At 53.7% G+C, this 19,676-nt stretch carries 16 protein-coding genes; 10 read left to right on the top strand and 6 right to left on the bottom strand.

From position 1 onward, the window contains the following. The first annotated feature begins 186 nt into the window (after positions 1–186). Positions 187–696 carry an ATP-binding cassette domain-containing protein gene (locus ACNRUY_RS06700; RefSeq protein WP_488110936.1) on the top strand — a complete coding sequence of 170 codons (510 nt, stop codon included), beginning with the start codon at positions 187–189 and terminating at the stop codon, positions 694–696. A 117-nt stretch (positions 697–813) separates the two neighbouring features. On the opposite strand, the gene nudC is transcribed toward ACNRUY_RS06700, so the two are convergent. The 5 genes from nudC to ACNRUY_RS06725 form a co-directional block, all read right to left on the bottom strand. Beyond that, positions 814–1,662, bottom strand: a complete 849-nt coding sequence (gene nudC / locus ACNRUY_RS06705) for an NAD(+) diphosphatase (RefSeq protein ID WP_488110874.1) — start codon at positions 1,660–1,662, stop codon at positions 814–816. 47 nt (positions 1,663–1,709) lie between these two features. After that, complete coding sequence (dnaQ, locus tag ACNRUY_RS06710; RefSeq protein ID WP_488110875.1) at positions 1,710–2,429, bottom strand: DNA polymerase III subunit epsilon; 720 nt, start codon at positions 2,427–2,429, stop codon at positions 1,710–1,712. Positions 2,430–2,508: 79 nt separating this feature from the next. Continuing rightward, entirely contained in the window at positions 2,509–2,952 is a 444-nt protein-coding gene (rnhA, locus tag ACNRUY_RS06715) for a ribonuclease HI (RefSeq protein WP_488110876.1), read from the bottom strand. 46 nt (positions 2,953–2,998) lie between these two features. Beyond that, positions 2,999–3,790, bottom strand: a complete 792-nt coding sequence (locus tag ACNRUY_RS06720; RefSeq protein WP_488110877.1) for a methyltransferase domain-containing protein — start codon at positions 3,788–3,790, stop codon at positions 2,999–3,001. Between the two features lie 217 nt (positions 3,791–4,007). Next, positions 4,008–4,166, bottom strand: a complete 159-nt coding sequence (locus ACNRUY_RS06725) for a hypothetical protein (RefSeq protein ID WP_488110878.1) — start codon at positions 4,164–4,166, stop codon at positions 4,008–4,010. On the opposite strand from ACNRUY_RS06725, the gene gloB reads away from it, so the two are divergent. From gloB to ACNRUY_RS06750, 5 genes are all read left to right on the top strand, one after another. Then, positions 4,156–4,938: a hydroxyacylglutathione hydrolase gene (gene gloB / locus ACNRUY_RS06730; RefSeq protein ID WP_488110879.1), complete on the top strand. Its 783-nt coding sequence runs from the start codon at positions 4,156–4,158 to the stop codon at positions 4,936–4,938. The two genes, ACNRUY_RS06725 and gloB, sit on opposite strands and share 11 nt — an antisense overlap. Before the next feature lie 43 nt (positions 4,939–4,981). After that, positions 4,982–6,634, top strand: coding sequence for a LysM peptidoglycan-binding domain-containing protein (locus ACNRUY_RS06735; RefSeq protein WP_488110880.1), 1,653 nt, complete (start codon positions 4,982–4,984; stop codon positions 6,632–6,634). A 62-nt stretch (positions 6,635–6,696) separates the two neighbouring features. Further along, positions 6,697–8,556: an extracellular solute-binding protein gene (locus tag ACNRUY_RS06740; RefSeq protein ID WP_488110881.1), complete on the top strand. Its 1,860-nt coding sequence runs from the start codon at positions 6,697–6,699 to the stop codon at positions 8,554–8,556. 218 nt (positions 8,557–8,774) lie between these two features. Beyond that, positions 8,775–10,535 (top strand): extracellular solute-binding protein, encoded by a 1,761-nt coding sequence (locus tag ACNRUY_RS06745; RefSeq protein WP_488110882.1) that lies wholly within the window; start codon positions 8,775–8,777, stop codon positions 10,533–10,535. A 23-nt stretch (positions 10,536–10,558) separates the two neighbouring features. Then, on the top strand, positions 10,559–12,271 hold the full coding sequence (locus ACNRUY_RS06750; protein ID WP_488110883.1) for an extracellular solute-binding protein: 1,713 nt from the start codon (positions 10,559–10,561) through the stop codon (positions 12,269–12,271). Between the two features lie 203 nt (positions 12,272–12,474). Here ACNRUY_RS06750 and ACNRUY_RS06755 read toward each other — a convergent pair whose 3' ends face one another. Next, positions 12,475–13,269, bottom strand: coding sequence for a 5'-methylthioadenosine/S-adenosylhomocysteine nucleosidase (locus ACNRUY_RS06755; protein WP_488110884.1), 795 nt, complete (start codon positions 13,267–13,269; stop codon positions 12,475–12,477). A 438-nt stretch (positions 13,270–13,707) separates the two neighbouring features. On the opposite strand from ACNRUY_RS06755, the gene ACNRUY_RS06760 reads away from it, so the two are divergent. The 4 genes from ACNRUY_RS06760 to ACNRUY_RS06775 are packed head-to-tail and all read left to right on the top strand — an operon-like array spanning position 13,708 to position 19,513. Continuing rightward, on the top strand, positions 13,708–15,693 hold the full coding sequence (locus ACNRUY_RS06760) for an extracellular solute-binding protein (protein ID WP_488110885.1): 1,986 nt from the start codon (positions 13,708–13,710) through the stop codon (positions 15,691–15,693). Between the two features lie 55 nt (positions 15,694–15,748). Further along, positions 15,749–16,837: a microcin C ABC transporter permease YejB gene (locus ACNRUY_RS06765; RefSeq protein WP_488110886.1), complete on the top strand. Its 1,089-nt coding sequence runs from the start codon at positions 15,749–15,751 to the stop codon at positions 16,835–16,837. Positions 16,838–16,843: 6 nt separating this feature from the next. Continuing rightward, positions 16,844–17,875, top strand: a complete 1,032-nt coding sequence (locus ACNRUY_RS06770; RefSeq protein WP_488110887.1) for an ABC transporter permease — start codon at positions 16,844–16,846, stop codon at positions 17,873–17,875. Between the two features lie 12 nt (positions 17,876–17,887). Then, complete coding sequence (locus ACNRUY_RS06775; protein ID WP_488110888.1) at positions 17,888–19,513, top strand: ABC transporter ATP-binding protein; 1,626 nt, start codon at positions 17,888–17,890, stop codon at positions 19,511–19,513. Positions 19,514–19,676 lie beyond the last annotated feature (163 nt).

Below are 19,676 nucleotides of genomic sequence, written 5' to 3' on the forward strand. Positions count from 1 at the left end.
GATTAGTATGAATCATAAGGGTTACCTTTTTACGATTTAGATTTCAGTGATTTCACCCTCTATCTAAATCGGTAACCCTTCCCTTTTTTGAAGAGGGAATTGTCAGATCAGATCTGAACTAATGCAGATAAAGCCTCACAGGTATGTGCAGTACAATGCATCCTGCCCTACGGTACGGGCCACCCTATTAACTTTCAACTATCCGGAGGGGACAAGCTCCATGTACAAGGCACCAATGGCTCCGGGAAATCCACTTTATTCAAAGCACTCCTTAATGAGGTTCAGCCTTTATCCGGTGAGTTAAGGATAAATAGACCTCTGTACTATCTGGATCAGCATTTCGGGGTAATGAATTCCGAGCTTTCCCTTCTTGATAATCTGCTGCAACAAAGCAATGGCTTATCAGAAACCGACGCACGCATCCTGCTGGCAGAGGTGGGCTTCAGAAAAGACAGAGTCTATTTAAAGGCAGGTCTAATCAGTGGAGGGGAACGCATGAAGTTGACCATGCTGATTGTCAGCCACCAACAGGAGCAGCCTCTGCTGTTACTGGATGAACCGGATAACCACCTGGACCTGGATTCCAAACTTAACCTGGCAGCAGCGCTTCGTAGCTATAAAGGAAGCTTTATGCTGGTGAGCCATGATATGGATTTTGTCGAACAATGCGGAGTTAATGACATACTGGCTTTATAACCCAAAACACCTCCCTTTTCCGCCCAGTGTGCAGTGCTGCTGGGCAGTTTGATGCTGATTACTTCAGCTCCGAAGGTGATTGTTGGGTAAAAACCCACGAAATATGATTGGATAATATCATCTTTTATATTCAATCAGTTTCCGGGCGATAGTGAAGCCTGGTGGCAGCTCCGGCAATGCGTCCCGGTGGAACCAGCCACCAAAACAAAGCTCTTTCTCTTCCAGCACAAGGTCGCCACTGAGGTACTCAGCGTGATAACCCAGCATCAGGGAATGAGGGAAAGGCCAGCTCTGGCTGAAACAATAATGCACAGCACCAAGACTCAGGCCTGTTTCTTCCTGAACTTCACGGTGTACCGCCGCTTCGGCACTTTCTCCAGGCTCCACAAACCCTGCCACCAGCGTGTGCATCCTGGAGTGTTGCCCATGTCGATGATGCCGGACCAGCAGCACCTCTTCGCCCCGGGTCACCATGACAATTACACAGGGAGATATTCTGGGATAAGTCGAATGACCACAACTTTGGCACACCATTGCCCACTCCCCCATTTTCGGGGTTTTGGGACTGCCACAACGGCCACAGAAACCATGATCCTTTCTGGAAGCAAGAATCTGCAGACTGTGGCTGATATGGGGGAACACCGATGATTCTGCTTCAAACAGCAGTTGCCTGACAGACACCGTCTCCAGGCCGGCAGGCAACTGATCAATCTCCACTACCCCAACAGCACGGGACCTTCCCTGAACCTGCAAATAGCCCGTTACCATTGAGGTCGCTGGCCCAAAAGCAGACAAAGGCTCAATATCCGCCCAGAGATAGGTGTGTTCACTGCCTGGAACCACCTGTCCCTGATGCACCACCAACCAGAGATCGGCGTTCAGAGCTGGATTCAAACCGGTACAGGGGGAATATTCGGTAATGACAGCCACCGACGACGCTTGCTCATTTCCAGGTTCAACAGGCAAAGCCCACTCCTTTGAATCTCAATAAAAAGCCCGACATAAAGAGGATATTACTCAGAACCCAGCCACAGGCACTGCCCTGAACGCCCCTGGATTTGTTCCAGCTTCTCCTGATGCTGCTGCAACTCATCCTCCGTAGGGTGAATCACCTTCAGTGGTGGCCGGTTCCCGGGAAGCCTGCGGATCAGACTGCCACCGGCAGCCCCTTCCCCCTCCTGACCATCACTGTCAGCCCCCAGGGACAGTGCGGTCTGACCACCGGTCATGGCCAGATAGACTTCGGCCAGGATTTCCGAGTCAAGCAAAGCGCCGTGCAGGGTACGGGATGAGTTATCGATAAAGTAGCGCTTACACAGAGCGTCCAGGTTATTCTTCTGCCCTGGGTGCTTCTTCCTGGCCATGACCAGGGTGTCAATCACGGAACAGTGATCTTCAACCCGGCCATGCCCGGCCCTGAGTAACGCAAACTCATGATCAATAAAACCCACATCAAACGGGGCGTTATGAATGATCAGCTCCGCTCCCTTGATAAAGTCGAGAAACTCATCGGCAATGGCCCGGAAAACCGGCTTGTCTTCCAGAAACTCATTGGTGATGCCATGGACTTCAATGGCTTCCTGTTCCACTACCCGGCAAGGATTGATGTACACATGGTAATGATTGCCCGTCAACTTACGCTCAATCATCTCAACGCACCCGATCTCAATGATCCGGTGCCCCTGCCTGGGGTCGATACCGGTGGTTTCGGTATCCAGAATAATCTGTCTCATAATCTCGTTCCGGCTCTATTCAGGCAGCAGCCAATACCACTGCCAGTGCCCAGCAAGAAAGTATCCAGTATAAAGAAAGTCAGCCTTTCATCTGCTCTTCGGCACCTTTACAGGCCAGCTGATCAGCCAGCTCATTTTCCCGGTGCCCGGCGTGCCCCTTGATCCAGCGCCAGTCAACGTCATGACGTTGATTCTGTTCATCCAGCAACTGCCACAGATCCTGGTTTTTCACCGGCTGACCGGCCGCCGTTTTCCAGTTTTTCCGTTTCCACCCCGGCAACCATTTGGTAATACCATCCCGAACATAGGTGGAATCGGTCGTCAGAACCACGCGACAGGGCCGCTTCAACGCTTTCAAGCCTTCAATGGCCGCCAGCAGTTCCATGCGGTTATTGGTGGTTTCCGGCTCACCACCGTACAACGGCTTCTCCACATCACCATAACGCAACAGAGCCCCCCAGCCTCCCGGCCCGGGATTGCCTTTGCAGGCACCATCAGTAAACAGCTCAACGGGCTTAGTCAAAAAATCTTCTCCAAAAAACAATCTCGATCCGGGCTGCAAACCGCGGTTACTGCCTGCCCCGGCCATAACGCCCGGCACTGGGCCGCGACAGGGGTTGCCCGACAAAGCGCCGGCGAACATCGGACCACACTCTTCTCACCGGGGTCAGCCCCGGGGTCTGACGAGTCGCAAGCATCATATAAAAGCCACCAAACGGCCATTGAAACTGCTCCAGCCGATGCTCCAGAATATCGCCCCTCAACCCTCTCATACACTGCCTGACCGGATGCAGATACCCCCCATAAACCACTCTCTCAACACTGAAATTCAACAGGGTCAGCCAGTCCCGGAGCCTGGAGGGGGCAATAAAATGAGCCCCGGAAAAGGCCCGTCTCTGGCCCGGTACCAGCCAGCGGGAACAACTGCCAATACTGTATGGGTTGAAGCCGATGATGATCAGTTTACCATCCGGAATGATGGTATTGGCCGCTTCGCTGAGCAGCCGGTGAGGTGAGTCCACAATCTCCAGCGTATGGTGCAATAGCACAAGATCCAGGTTTCCCGGCGCTACTGGCCAGCCAAGGGGGTCTGCCAGCAAAACCGGTTGGGGACTGTTATTCAGTACCACCGGACTGAGCATAAACTGGTTACGTACCGGGCTGGTCGCCAGAAGGTCTGCCTGACAGGACACCGAAAACTGCCCGGCGTGATAGCCAAATATGGTACTCAGTTCCGTTTCAAGCAGGGTCCTTTCATTACAGAGCAAAGCCTGGCCTGCGTCTGTGGAAAACCAGCGTTCCAGATGTCCCAGGCGCTCCCCAAGTGTCGTTCTGGCCTTTTTACTGAAGCATCGTATCATGCGAACCTGTTAAATCTTGCAGCCACTGAACCGGAGCCTCCAGAAGCCTGTCAGACTTATGCCTTCGAGCATAACATTCGACTCATTCTCTCTGAGAGACAGGCCGAAACTGTCCGAACCCGACAGCCCCCCTTTTTTTGCCCGGACAATTAGTAACACCATATTATCCTATCGCTTCAGGCTACCGCTACTGCTTTCCTTTCCCTTCACAGAAGCCTCAGCCGGTGAAACAACCGAAGATGTTCAAATAGCCCTGATTACCGAATTCATTTATCATCAGCGGAAAGCGTGAACGCCCATTGCCTTTAGCGCACAGAGAAACAGCGCTATTAATTGCAGCGCCCAGCAACAGGTACCCTGCCCCCATGGTCACCATTACTCCCATTCCTGCATTTAATGACAATTATATCTGGATGATAAGCCGGTCCGACTCAGGGCGGGCCTGGGTGGTTGACCCTGGCGATGCCAACGCCGTCCTGAAAACGCTGGATAACCAGCCGCTGAAGCTGGCAGGCATATTGATCACCCACCATCACTATGATCACACGGGAGGTATTGAGAAGCTGTGTGCCCGCTACCCGGTTCCGGTTTACGGACCCGATAACCCGGCCATCCAGGGCATTACCCACCCATTAAGGGATAAGGACAGCTTTGACCTTGAAGGAATCCCCTTCTCCGTCATCGCCACTCCGGGTCATACTCTGGATCATATTGCCTATTACACCAGAGAGACAGAGACCAGCCCTCCGGCTCTGTTCTGTGGCGACACCCTTTTTGCTGGCGGCTGTGGTCGTCTGTTTGAAGGAACTCCCGAACAGATGCATGCCTCGCTTTCAAAGTTGAGTCAGCTACCTGGGGATACCCGGGTATTCTGTGCCCATGAGTACACTCAGGCTAATCTGGAGTTTGCCATGGCCGTTGATCCTGACAACATTTTTTTACAACAACGCCTGAACGAAACCGCTATCCTGCGTAAACGACAGTCTCCAACCGTTCCCTCGACCCTTGACACCGAGCTGCAAACCAATCCCTTCCTCCGCTGCCATACACCGGCCATTATTCATGCTGCCGAGGAAAGAGGAGCTTCAAAATCAGACAGTTGCGCCGACATTCTAAGGGTAATCCGAGAATGGAAGGATAATTTTTGATAATGGTACAATTCGTCAACTGACCACTTTCAGACCCGGATCTATGACAAAAGCTCACAAAAAAAGCGGCCATCGTTGCATAAAGCAGGGTTCAACAGGCTCCAGCCGTCTGTTTGCCACGATTGCCCTTTCAGCGATTCTGACCGGTTGCCAGACCCTGGAAGCCCCCTCAGACGCGCCAGCAAAGGACACAGCGGCTGCGGAATCCGGCTCGAAAGCGGCCGCCAGTAATAAAGCGGCAATAGCAAAAACCAGCAACACATCCACCTCGACGCCGGCTAAAAAAGCCTTGCCACCGAGCCCGCCGAACGACCTCTGGGTCAGAATCCGGACTGGGCTGGCCATGGATCTGGACCAGGATCACCCCCGAATCAAGGCGGAACTCAACTGGTATAAGCGAAACAAATCCTACTTCAACCGGGTATCAGAGCGGGCAGAACCCTATCTCTACTTCATTGTCAAAGAGGCCGAAGCACGAAAAGTGCCCCTTGAACTGGCCCTGATGCCGATCGTAGAAAGCGCCTTTGATCCCTTCGCCTATTCCCATGCCGGCGCTTCAGGCTTATGGCAGTTCATGCCGGCCACCGGGCGCCACTATGGGCTGCAGCAAAACTGGTGGTACGACGGGCGTCGTGATGTTGTGGCTTCCACCCGCGCCGCCCTGGATTATATGAAAAGTCTCCACGCCATGTTTAATGACTGGGAACTGGCTCTGGCCGCCTTCAATTCAGGCCCGGGCCGGGTTCAGAACGCCGTTAATAAAAACCGGCGGGCAGGCAAGTCCACCCGTTTCTGGGCATTGGACCTGCCCAGTGAAACCACCGCCTACGTGCCAAAGCTGATCGCCCTGGGTAAAATCATTCGTAACCCGAAAAAGTACGGCGTCGAATTTGAGCCCATTCCCAATAAACCCCATTTCGCCAAAGTGAAAACCGGCGGCCAGCTGGATATGGCCAAGGCCGCAAAACTCTCCGGGGTTCCCCTGGATCAGCTTTACCGGCTGAATCCGGGCCTGAACCGCTGGTCAACCCCCCCGGAAGGCCCTCACCAGCTGATCGTCCCCGTTGCCAAGGCGGAAGCATTTAATAAAGAGCTGGCGGCACTGCCTGCGGAAAAACGGGTGAAATGGAACCGCTATGTGGTTCGTTCCGGCGACAGCCTCAATAAAATCGCCAAAAAATACCGGACCAGTGTCGACCTGATCACCGACATCAACAAACTGGACAGCTCGATTATCCGGGTTGGCCAGGCACTGATGATTCCCATGGCGGCCAAAGATGCCGATGCTTACACTCTGACGGCCAGCCAGCGTCTGGCGGCCAAGCAGAACCGTTCCATCAGTGGCCGCTACAAAGTGGAATACCGGGTAAAGCGCGGTGACAGTTTCTGGACCATTGCCCGAAAATACCAGGTCAGTGTCAACGAGCTGGCTCGCTGGAACAACCTGTCACCCAGGGAACCCCTGAAAATTGGCCAGAAACTGGCGGTCTGGAAAAAGTCCAGCAGTCAGAACAAAAACGCCATTGTCCGCAAGGTCAACTACAAGGTCAGATCCGGCGACTCCCTGGCCAAAATTGCCGATAAATTCAACGTCAAAGTCAATCAGATCCGGGACTGGAACAACGACCTGAGTGGAAAGTACATCCATCCAGGGCAGAAGGTCACCCTGTTTGTCAATGTAACCCGGGGCTACTGATCCCTTCCACCAGCTGCTATTCTGGGAGTCTGTCCGGGAATAGCGGCCGGTGGAGACTCTGATTGTTGATCACAAAACTGCCACTTTTTCTTGTTATCACCGGGGTGCTGCTATGGTTTCCCGGAGTGAAAGCGGAGCCCGAGGCATCCTGGCAACACGCCTTGAGTCTTTTCGACTCCCCAAAATACCCTGCCGACTTTCAAAGCCTGAACTACGTCAACCCGGATGCCCCAAAACAGGGTCACGTCCGCTTTGCCATCCATGGCACCTTTAACAATCTGAACCCCTATGCCCTGAAGGGAACCACACCTTCCCAGGCTCCCGGCGTTCTGTTCTATGGTGTCAGTGAGCTCAATGAACCCCTGATGGTGGGAACCGGTATTTATGCCCCCTCCATGGATGAGCTGTACACAGCTTACGGCCTGATTGCCAAGTCCGTCCGCCTGAGTTCGGATAGAACCCTGCTGGAATTCCGACTGCGTCCCGAAGCCTATTTTCACGATGGCCACCCGGTCACCAGCGCCGATGTCGTCTTTTCTTTCAACACCCTCGCGGCACTGCCCCATGGTCGCTTTTCCGGTTTAATGGATCAGGTTGAAAGGGTAGAAGCCCCCTCACCCCACCATGTGGTGTTTCATTTAAAAAAAACCGCCTCATTCACCCTGCCTCTGCATCTGTCGGAGTTACCCGTGCTGCCAGAACATTACTGGCGAGGAAAGCCTTTCAATAAAACCAGCCTTGACCCACCGTTGCTCAGCGGCCCCTACCGGATTACAAAAGTGGCTCAGGGGCATCAGCTGGAATTTGAAAGAGTGGATCATTACTGGGGAAAAGCACTGCCCATCAACCGGGGAAAATACAATTTTGACAAAGTGACCCTGGACTTTTACCGCGATCGGCATATGGCATTCCAGGCCTTCAAGGCAGGAAGAGCCGATGCTTTTCTGGAGGGGCAGGCCAAAAACTGGGCCGATGGCTACGACTTTGATGCTGTCTCCAGCGGCGATGTGATTCGCCAGGAAATCAGTCACAAAATGCCCTACGGCCGCCGCTTTTTTGTCTACAACATGAGACGCCCGGTACTTCAAAACCGCAACGTCCGGCAGGCCATTGCCCTGATGTTTGACTGGAACTGGACCCGTCGGGTGATTTTCCAGAACGCCTACCAGCGCACCAGAAGCTACTTCCCGGGGGATCCGGTTGCCAGCCAGCAACCTCCTTCAGAACAGGAAAAGGAGTGGTTAAAGCCTTTTGCCCGTCAACTCCCGCCGGAGCTGTTCACAACCCCCTTTCAGCTTCCGGAAACCCTGGGGGACGGCCATATCCAGCCCCAGAGACAGCAGGCGCTTTCTTTACTTCAGAAGGCCGGGTGGCACCTGAAAGAGAAAAAACTGGTTCATAAAGACACTGGGCGGCCAATGCAACTTCAGTTCATCCACTACTCGGGCACCCTGGACCGGGTGATTCTCCCCTTTGCCAGAAACCTCAAATCCATCGGTATTGAGCTTGAGTTCAAACGGCTCGATTTGAGCCAGTATTACCGGCGCCTTCAACAGCACGACTTTGACCTTACCCAGTATGTTTACCCACTGCACTATCTGCCCGGCGGGGAGCTGAAGGATTTTTATCACTCCAGCAAGGCCAGCTCCCAGGACAGCAGGAGCCTTATGGGCCTCAGGGACCCGGCGGTTGACGCCCTGGTGGAAAGCATCAGCAGCGCCACCAGCCCCCAGGGACTGGAAACCCTTACCCGGGCCCTGGATAGAGTCCTGCTCTGGCAACACTATGGCATTCCCAACTGGCATGGCCAGACGCACCGCCTGGCCTGGTGGCGGAAGCTGGCCAATACCGGACATTATCCTCCCTATGGGCTTCGTCTCAGTACCTGGTGGGTCGAAAAACCGGGCAACCCCGGCCGATAAGGGCTATACAATAAAAGCTTCATTATCTGGGCAACGGCTGGTTTATGGTCATACATGAGGATATTTTCTGAATGAAACTTCCCCAAACAATAAGAGAACTGCCGGGTATTGTTGACCTTGAAAAACATTTTGCTTCCTCATTTACGGGTGAGAGAGGGGCAAAATCTTTTTCTTTCGCTATAGGCATTTGCTTACTCTGCCTGTTTCAGGTGCCCTTGTTGTCAAACGCCTCCCAGAGTCATCCTCCCTCTGAAGAAAGAGCGCCCCTCCGCCACGCCATCAGCCTGTATGGCCAGCCCAAGTATCCAGCCGGTTTCCGGCACTTTGGCTATGCCAACCCCGATGCCCCCAAAGGGGGGGAGCTCCGTCAGGGAGTGATCGGCCATTTTGACAGCCTTACCCCCTACATTGACCGGGGAACCTCCGCCGCAGGCAGCCATCTGATGTACGACACTCTGCTGGCCCGCTCCTGGGATGAACCTCTGACCAAGTACGGCCTGATTGCCGAGAAAATTGAGCTGGGTCCCGACAACCACTGGGTGGCGTTTCATATTAATCCAGCCGCCCGTTTCCACGATGGCCACCCGGTCACCGCCGAAGATGTTAAATACAGCTTCGACCTGCTCAGGGAAAAAGGGTCCGCCTTCTACAAACACTTTTACCGGGATATCGAACGGGTCGATGTCACCAGCCGCCACCGGGCGCTGTTTCTGTTCAACAATAACCAGAACCGGGAGCTGCCACTGATTCTGGGTCAGATGCCAGTGCTGCCAAAGCACTACTGGGAAACAAGGGACTTTTCCTCTCCCGGCCTGGAAATCCCGGTAACCAGTGGCCCCTATAAGCCGGTAAAAATCGACCCAGGCCGATCCATCACCTTTGCCAGGGTAGAGAACTACTGGGGAAAAGGCCTTGCCGTTAACCGGGGACGCCATAACTTCGATCGCATGCAATACGAATACTACCGGAACAGCAATGTCATGGTTGAGGCGCTCCAGAAGGGGGAGTACGACTTCAAACTGGTTACCGACCCAAGGGTCTGGCACGACCAGATCAGCGATGATTCCCTGAAAGCCCACCAGCTGGTCCGGGAACAATTGCCCGACCATAACCCCCAGACCCTGACCATCACTTACAACACCCGTAAACCTCTGCTGCAGGATATCCGGGTCCGGAAAGCGCTGGGTTACGGGGTCGACTTTGACTGGATCAATCAGCACCAGTTCCATGGCATGTACAGCAGGGCTGCCAGTTTTTTTGCGGGCACCGAACTGGCTTCTTCCGGAATCCCCACCCAGATTGAAAGGGACCTGCTGGCTCCCTGGAAAAAAGAGCTGCCTCCTGAACTGTTCAAGCAGCCCTGGCAACCACCGGGAGGGGAACCCGGACTCACACGCCGTGAACGTAAAAGCAAAGCCCTGACATTACTGAAAGAAGCGGGATGGCGCATCCGCAACAACAAACAGGTCAATGCCCAGGGCAAACCCCTGGAACTGGAGGTCCTGCTCTCCAACCCGGAACAGGAGCGCATTCTGATCCCGGTACAGAAATCCCTGGAAACCATGGGCATCACACTCCACCTGAGAACCGTCGATGTCGCCCAGTACATCGAGCGGGTACGTAGCCAGGATTTCGACATCGTTCTGCACACCTTTCCCCATACCCCCTCCCCCGGGACGGAGCAGGCCAGCCTATGGGGTTCAGCCACCGTGGACCAGCACGGTACCCGCAACGTAGCCGGAGCCAGACTGCCCGTTATTGATCATCTGACCAGAGTGATCCCCGAAGCCCGTTCCCGTGAAGAGCTGATCGCCATGGTCAGGGCCATGGACCGGGTACTGCTCTGGCATCATTTCAGCCTGCCGCTGTGGTTTCAGCCCAGATGGTCGATGATTCATAAACAACAACTCACCCACCCGAAGCATCACGCCCCTTACGCCCTGGATTTAAGTACCTGGTGGTACCAACCCGGCCGGTAAGTACGCTGTTCAGAAGGTCAGGGATGGCCGGTGCAATTGCACAGAGCGTCAATAAGGAAGAAATTATGCAAAAACGGGCAGCCATATTCTCCTGGGGAGCCATGCTGGTACTGGTGGCCTGCAGCCTGAACGCGGAAAATAGAACCATCAGCCATGGGCTCAGCTTTCATGACACCCCGGCCTACCCCGAAGGCTTTTCACACTTCAATTATGCCAATCCCAACGCTCCCAAAGGCGGCACCCTGCGCAAGGGCGCCATAGGCACCTTTGATACCTTTAATACCTTTGCCCCCAAAGGGAACTGGGCTGAAGACAGCTACTTTCTTTATGACCCCTTGATGGTCAAGGCCGGGGATGAACCCTATACCGTTTATGGCCTTGTGGCGGAAAAGATTGAGTACCCGGATAATTTCCAGTGGGTGGCCTACCGGATTCATCCTGAAGCCCGCTTTCATGATGGGACACCAATAACGGCAGACGATGTGGTATACACCTTCGAGACCCTGAGAAAAAAAGGCCCACCCCATTACCGCCATCTCTACGCAGACATTACATCGGTTACAGCTACCAGCAGGAAAAGGGTTGTTTTTCAATTCAACCGGCCGCCAAGCAGGAGCCTTGTGCTTCGACTGTCCCAGCTACGGGTACTGCCGAGCCATTTCTGGCAACGGGAGGAAAATGACCTTGCCAGTGCCTCCCTCAGGCCTCCCCTGGCCAGCGGCCCTTACAAGATCAAAGACTTCTCAGCAGGTCATCATGTGACTTATCAGCGGGTCAGGGACTACTGGGCTGCCGAGCTGCCCGTCAATAAAGGGCGACATAACTTTGATGAAGTGCGCATTGATTATTTCCGGGATGACAGTGTGGCCATGGAGGCCTTTAAAAAGGGTGCTTTTGACCTGCGCATGGATGCCAATCCGAGAAACTGGTCCCAGGGCTATCAGCACTTGTCGCCCGGACAGGCTTCGCTCATTCAGGAAAAAATCCCCAACAAAACCCTGGGAATGCGGGCGTTTGTCTTTAACCTCAGAAAACCGGTTTTTCAAAGTCGAAAGGTCCGCCAGGCCATCTCTCTGGGCCTGGACTTCCAGTGGTTTAACCGTCAGCTGTTTTATGGCATGTATCATCAGGCCTACAGCCTGTTTTCCAATTCGGAGCTGGCCGCCACCGCACCTCCCTCAGCCCGGGAACAGGCCCTGCTCAAACCCTGGAGAGATGAACTGCCACCAGAGCTCTTCAGAGAAACCTGGAAACCCACACAAACCGATGGTAGCGGCAACTGGAGAAACAACAAAGTGGCGGCTCACCAGCTCCTGCTTGAGGCCGGCTGGCAACTGAAAGGCAACCGTCTGGTTCATGGCGCTACAGGAAGCCCAATGAGCTTTGAAATTCTGCTGTCACAACCGGAATTCGAACGCTTTGTGGTGCCTTTTGCCCGTAACCTGGCAGAGCTGGGCATCAAAGTGAACGTCAGCACGATCGACACTTCCCAGTACATTAACCGCCTCAGAAAGTTTGACTTCGATATGGTCATCCATGGCTTTTATCCCAGCATTACACCGGGCACGGAGTTGAAAAACTTCTGGGGCAGCGCCAGTGCCGACAGTGAGGCCGGACAGAACATCAGTGGCATCAAGCTCCCAGCCCTGGACAAGCTTATTGAAAAAGCCATCCATGCTTCCACCCGTTCAGAACTGACCCAAATCACCCGGGCCATTGACCGGGTCGTTCTCTAGCACTATGCGGTCATCCCCCAGTGGTACCTGCCCTACTGGCCAATGATCTACCGGCCAGGCCTGAAACATCCGGACATCGCCCCGCTCTATGAAAACGGACTGAGCACCTGGTGGTGGGACAGTGAAAGCCAAAAAAAACGGAGAAGAAGTCAGCAATGACTTCTTCTCAGGGCGTTTTTATCAATGACAGGAGTGGGAAGGACTTAGCCGATATTTGCAATATATTGACGAACCACCTTGATCACAAACGCCTGGCAGTCCTCTGCAGTGGTTGGATCGTACTGGCCGCCATTGGTGATATTGTTGGATAGAACCCGGATGCCCAGCATGGGAATCTTATAGGCTTCAGCCATCATTGCAGCGGATGCTCCCTCCATCTCTTCAACACTGGAACCAAGGTTACGGTTCAACCAGTTTATCCGGTCCACTTCACTGTTCCAGAAATTGGCAGAGGCAATGGTGCCCTCCACCACTTTGCCTCGCTGGTACTGACCCTTGACCTCATTCGCCGCTTTCAGCAATTCAGGGCTCCCTTCGTAATAACGAATTTTTTCAGCATCGGCATTTTCACCGGCGCTGCCTTCTGAAGCCATAATATCCATGGGGATCCAGCTCATGGGATCACTGCCTTGCCCTTTCTTCCTGACGGGGGTTTTAAGGTTGCCATGGTTGACTGTACGTTTACCCAGAACAATATCCCCAACATTCAGGGATGGGTCGTGACCACCTGATGTGCCCTGATTGATGATCGCCCTGGGCTTATATCGCTCAATAGCAATGGCGGTGGCGGCAGCAGTGTTTTCCAAGCCCTTGCCCGTTTTGGAAACAATCACCGGATAACCATCAAGCGTGCCAATGTAAAAGGTAAAATTACCGGTACTTTCTACCCGGACGTTGGAGAGTTTCCCAGCAAAATATTCCGCCTCAATAGGCATCGGGCCCTGAATTAGCACAGGCTGGTGCGGTGCCGAATGCCCGGAGACGGAAACACTTTTCATCGGGCTTGACCCGGCTGCCACTGCAGCCGAAAAAAGAAGCGAACACAGGGTCAGTACTATTTTCCTGGATAAAGAGATCATGAAACTTCAAGCAGCCAATAGAGTTGAGTTTAGTGAATTTGGACGAACGGCCGTTCATTTTTTCCGAATGCAAAACTACCACTCTTGTCCTACAAAGGTCATCCGTAACTTTACGACTATCCATCTTTGTCTCTGTGAAAAAACAAAAACGCCGACAGTTGACATGAACGACAAAGGACAAGTAAGTAAGGTTTACCCAGTTGATAACTCTGCTATGTAAACAAGATGAAAAGATACGACGACCGCTGGCGGCCGAGTTGCGGTTAGTACTTAACAGCAGGTACCCGTTGCGTCTATATTAGAGCTATTGTCTATAACCAGGATTCAGACAAGACTGTCTTGTACTAGCGGCCCCCTATGATGCGATCAGCCCACGGCACCCTGAAAACCTCCCTGCTTACCCTTGCTCTCAGCCTGTCCCTGAGCAGCCTCGCCAGGGCCAGTACCCCGCCTGATTCCGGGGAAAGCAGAATGGAAAGTGCCCTCTTGACCAGCATGACCCTGCATGGAACAGCTAAATATGGAACCCCTGGAAAGCCCTTCAGGCATTTTAATTACGTCAATCCGGATGCACCAAAGGGAGGCTTGCTAAGAATGGCGGGCAACGGAACCTTTGATACTCTGAACCCCTATACCAATAAAGGAACCCCTGTTGCCGGCATTGGACTTTTGTACGACACACTGATGACAAAAAGCCATGACGAGCCCTTTTCCATGTACCCCTTGGTAGCAAAGGCGGCACAAAGAGCACAAGACAACAGCAACATCACCTTCATCCTTAACGACCAGGCCCGATTCCATGACGGTATTCCCATCACCGCAGACGATGTGAAATACACCTTCCAATTACTGACCGAAAAAGGCCACCCTTTTTACCGGAGTTACTACTCCGATGTAGAGACCGTAGAGGTTCTCTCCCCGAAAAAAGTCCGGTTCAATTTCAAGCACACCGGCAACCCGGAGCTGCCCTTCATTCTTGCGGAACTTCCCGTGCTGCCAAAACACTTCTGGGAAAAACCGGAAAATGACTTTTCTTCTTCCAGCCTGGCCCCTCCCCTTGGAAGTGGCCCGTACCAGATTGAAAGTGTCGATAATGGCAAAAGCATTACCTATAGCCGGGTAACGAATTACTGGGCAAAAGATCTTCCGGTCAATGTCGGGCGCAATAACTTTGACTCCATTCGATATGACTATTACCGGGATGCCAATATTGCCCTGCAGGCATTGAAAGCGGGAGAGTATGATTTCCGGATGGAGTACATCGCAAAAAACTGGGCTACGGCCTATGATGTCCCCGCTGTGAAAGACGGCCGGCTCATTCTTGACACCATTCCCACCCGAAACCCGGCACCTATTCAGGGGTTTGCCTTTAATCTTCGCCGACCTGTTTTTCAGGACATCAACACCCGAAAAGCCCTTTCTTATGCCATGGACTTTGAGTGGTTGAACCGGAACCTGTTTTACAGCAGCTACATTCGATCCAAAAGCTATTTTGGCAATTCCGAAATGGAGGCCTCCGGCACTCCCCAGGGGGATGAACTGAAGCTGCTTGAACCCTGGCGTGAACAGCTGCCCCCCCAGCTTTTTAAAGAGCCTTATTCCATTCCAGAAACGGACGGTTCGGGCAGTTTCCGCTCCCAGATTCGCCAGGCTCTTCCTTTACTTAAGAAAGCGGGCTGGTCAATGGACCAGGGAAAGCTGGTCGACCAGAAAGGTCAACCTTTCAAGATCGAGTTATTACTGACTCAACCCTCTCTGGAGCGGGTCGCTCTGCCCTTCAAGAAAAACCTGGAACAACTGGGCATTGACCTGGATATCCGCACCGTTGACATGTCCCAGTACATCAACCGGATCCGCAGTTTTGATTACGACATGATTGTGGTGGGATATGGCCAGTCCGCCTCTCCCGGCAATGAGCAGCGGGGATTCTGGGGCAGCCAGGCGGCGGACACTCACGGGAGCCGCAATTACATGGGAATAAAAAACCCCGTGGTGGACGCAATGATCGACAATGTGGTTGATGCCGGAAGCCGCGAAGAACTGATCACGGCCGTCAAAGCCCTAGACCGGGTACTGCTCTGGGGAGAGTACCTGATTCCCCAGTGGTACTATCCCTATGAGCGCATTGTCCACTCCAGCAAACTGGTCAAGCCTCAAACAGAAGCGCTCTACGGTTCAGACCTGTACAGCTGGTGGATTGAAGATAAACCGGCTAAAGCGATAGCGTCTGATACGGATGAATCATCGGATAACCAGAAAGCCGTCAACCCATGGGTTTATCCAGCCCTGGCTCTGTTCCTGGTAGCACTGTTCTGGTGGATACGGCGGAAAAAGCAGCCTTGATTCACCCTTCATTTCATCCACCCGGGGGAAACACAATGAAACACAGGAAGCGTTCATGACCAGCTATATCCTGCGCCGACTGGCGCTGATGATTCCGACCCTGTTTGGCATCATGCTGGTCAACTTTCTGATTATCCAGGCTGCACCCGGCGGCCCCGTGGAACAGATGATTGCCAAGCTGGAGGGGTTTGAAGTCAACGCCATCAGCCGGATCGGGGGCTCCAGCAATGCCGAGGTGCAGCAGATGAGCCTGGACGAAACCGGTGAATACCGGGGACGCCGGGGCCTGGACCCGGAGCTGATCAAAGACATCGAAAAGCTGTACGGCTTCGATAAGCCAGCCCATGAACGCTTCTTTCAGATGATCGGCAATTATCTGACCTTCGATTTCGGGGACTCCTTTTTCCGGGATGCCAAAGTGGTGGACCTGATCAAGGAAAAACTGCCCGTCTCCATCTCCCTGGGGTTGTGGAGTACCCTGCTGATTTACCTGATCTCCATTCCCCTGGGCATCCGCAAAGCCATCGCCCATGGCAGCCGCCTGGATATCTGGTCCAGCGCCATCATCACCACCGGTTATGCCATTCCCAGCTTCCTGCTGGCGATCCTGCTGATTGTCTTGTTTGCCGGGGGCAGCTATTGGAATATTTTCCCTCTGCGGGGCCTGGTATCCGATAACTTTGATGAGCTTTCCACCCTGGGCAAATTGATGGATTATGCCTGGCACATGGTGCTGCCCATTATCTGCATGGTGATCAGCGGCTTTGCCACCCTCACCATGCTGACCAAGAATTCGTTTCTGGATGAAATTCACAAGCAATATGTCCAGACCGCCAGGGCCAAGGGGCTGGATGATAAGGGGGTGCTGTACGGACATGTTTTCCGCAACGCCATGCTGCTGGTTATATCCGGCTTCCCGGCGGCCCTGATCGGCATTCTGTTTACCAGCTCCCTGCTGATTGAGATCATATTCTCTCTCGATGGGCTGGGGCTGCTAGGATACGAAGCTGCCATCAACCGGGACTATCCGGTGGTGTTTGGCTCCCTTTATATTTTTACGCTGCTGGGCATGGGCATCAAGCTGATTGGTGACCTGACCTACGTAGCGGTGGACCCCCGTATTGATTTTGAGGCCAGGGACTGACGCTGAATGATCACCCTTAAGCTGAACCCTCTGAACCAGCGCCGCTGGCAAAACTTTAAGAGCAACCGGCGCGGGTATGTGTCGTTATGGATCTTTTCCATCCTGTTTACCATTACCCTGCTGGCGGAAGTGGTGGCCAATGACAAACCCCTGCTGGTTTACTACGACGGCGGCCTGTATTTTCCAGCCCTGGTGACCTACCCGGAAACCACCTTCGGCGGGGATTTTGAACTGGAGATGGATTACCGTCAGGACTTTGCAAAGGATCTGATTAATGCCAGAGGATGGATGCTCTGGCCTCCTATCCGTTACAGCTATGACACCATCAATTATGCCCGGATAGCCCCGGCGGCCCCCACCACTGAGAACCTTCTGGGCACCGATGACCAGGGCCGGGATGTGCTGGCACGGGTCATCTATGGGTTCCGGATTTCGGTGCTGTTCGGACTGGCCCTGACCTTTTTCAGCACCCTGATCGGTGTGGCAGTCGGGGCATTACAGGGTTTTTACGGTGGCAGAATCGATCTGTTCGGGCAACGGTTTATTGAAATCTGGTCCGGTATGCCCAGTCTCTACCTGCTGATCATCCTCTCCAGTTTTGTGGAACCGGGCTTCTGGTGGCTGCTGGGCATCATGCTGCTATTTCAGTGGATGACCCTGGTGGATGTGGTTAGGGCTGAATTTCTCCGGGGTCGGAATCTCGAATACGTCCGGGCCGCCAGAGCGCTGGGCATGGGCAATGGCCGGTTAATGTTTGTCCATATACTCCCCAATGCCATGGTGGCCACTATTACCTTTATGCCATTTATTCTCACCGGAGCCATCACCACCCTGACCTCCCTTGATTTTCTGGGCTTTGGGTTACCGGCGGGTTCCCCTTCACTGGGAGAACTCATCGCCCAGGGTAAAAACAACCTGCAGGCACCCTGGCTTGGAATCACTGCATTTATGGTGATGTCCATTATGCTGACCCTGCTGGTGTTTATCGGCGAAGCCTGCCGGGATGCCTTCGACCCCAGAAAATACTATTCCAGTTAGAGAGCCCTATTCATGGACAGATCCTTTTTGGAAAAGTCGTCGGAAACCTTTTCGGAAAAACTGCTGGACATCCGCCATCTGAACATCTGCTTTCAGCAGGGCGAGGAGCAGCAAGAGGCCGTGCGCGATGTCAGCTTTTCCCTGAACCGGGGGGAAACCCTGGGACTGGTGGGGGAATCCGGCTCCGGAAAATCCATCACCGCCCTGAGCATACTCCAGCTGCTGCCTGAAAATGCCCGGTGCACCGGGAGCATCCAGCTGGAAGATCAAGAACTTCTGGGGTTCTCCAAAGACCGGATGCGCACTATTCGTGGTCACAAAGTCAGCATGGTGTTTCAGGAACCCATGACCGCCCTCAACCCATTGCACACCATCGAAAAGCAAATCTGTGAAGTGCTGGGGATTCATAGGGGCATGCAGAATTCCGCCGCTTCAGCGCGCGCCCTTGAGCTGCTGGAACTGGTGGGTATCCGGGATGCCCGAAACCGGCTCAAGTCCTACCCCCATGAACTGTCAGGGGGGCAGCGGCAGCGGGCCATGATCGCCATGGCCCTGGCCTGTGAGCCGGATCTTCTGATCGCCGATGAGCCCACCACCGCACTGGATGTGACGGTTCAGAGACAGATTCTTGGGCTGCTGGGGGAACTTCAACAGAAACTGGGCATGGCCATTCTCTTTATCAGCCATGACCTTAACCTGATCCGCCATGTCTCTGACCGGATCTGCGTCATGAAAGACGGAACCCTGGTTGAGCAGGGGGTCACCGAAACCGTATTTGCCAACCCTCAGCACCCTTACACCATCGACCTTTTAAATGCCGAACCTGGCGGAGAGCCTCAGTCACTGCCTGATCAGGCTCCCTGTCTTCTGGAGGGTAAGGACATCCGGGTCTGGTTTCCGATCAAAAAAGGTTTTTTTAAAAAAACCGTGGGCCATATCAAGGCCGTCACCGACCTTTCCCTGACCATCCGCCAGGGGGAAACCCTCGGGATTGTGGGTGAATCCGGTTCCGGCAAAACCACTCTGGGCCTGGCCCTGCTGAAACTGCAGACCTGTAAAGGGTCTGTTCACTTTGACGGCCAGGCTGTAGATGGATTAAACCAACAGGAATTCAGACCTTACCGCCGGGAAATGCAGATTGTCTTCCAGGACCCTTATGGCAGCCTGAGCCCCAGAATGACGGTAGCGGAAATCATTGGCGAAGGGCTCGACATTCATAAGCTGGCCAGCAACCATGACCGGGAACAGCAAATACTCGAAGCGCTCAGGGACGTAGGGCTGGATCCGGACTCCCGACACCGGTATCCCCATGAATTCTCCGGCGGACAGCGACAGCGTATTTCCATCGCCCGGGCACTGGTCCTCAAACCCAGACTGATGATTCTCGATGAGCCCACTTCCGCCCTGGACAGAACCGTCCAGTCACAAATTATTGAGCTGCTCAGAACCCTCCAGAAGAAATACAACCTGAGCTATGTCTTTATCAGCCACGACCTGGCCGTGGTAAAAGCCATGAGTCACCGCATCCTGGTCATGCGCTCCGGGGAAATTGTCGAACAGGGGTCAACCGGGCAGATATTCCACCAGCCCAGAGAACCCTACACCCGGGAGCTACTGGAAGCGGCTTTTGAAGCATAAGCCGCTACTGCCTGGTTTTTTTTGCCCCAGGTCAGAAAAAACACGTTCAATAAAAAATAACTGTCGTCTATTGGTGCAAGTCAATATTTGCCCACCCTCCCTGTTGTAACGTCAACATCGCTGCAGCAAGCCCGCTGATCATCACCACTGATTTCGCTCTGCC

The sequence above is a fragment of the Endozoicomonas sp. Z74 genome (assembly GCF_057680865.1).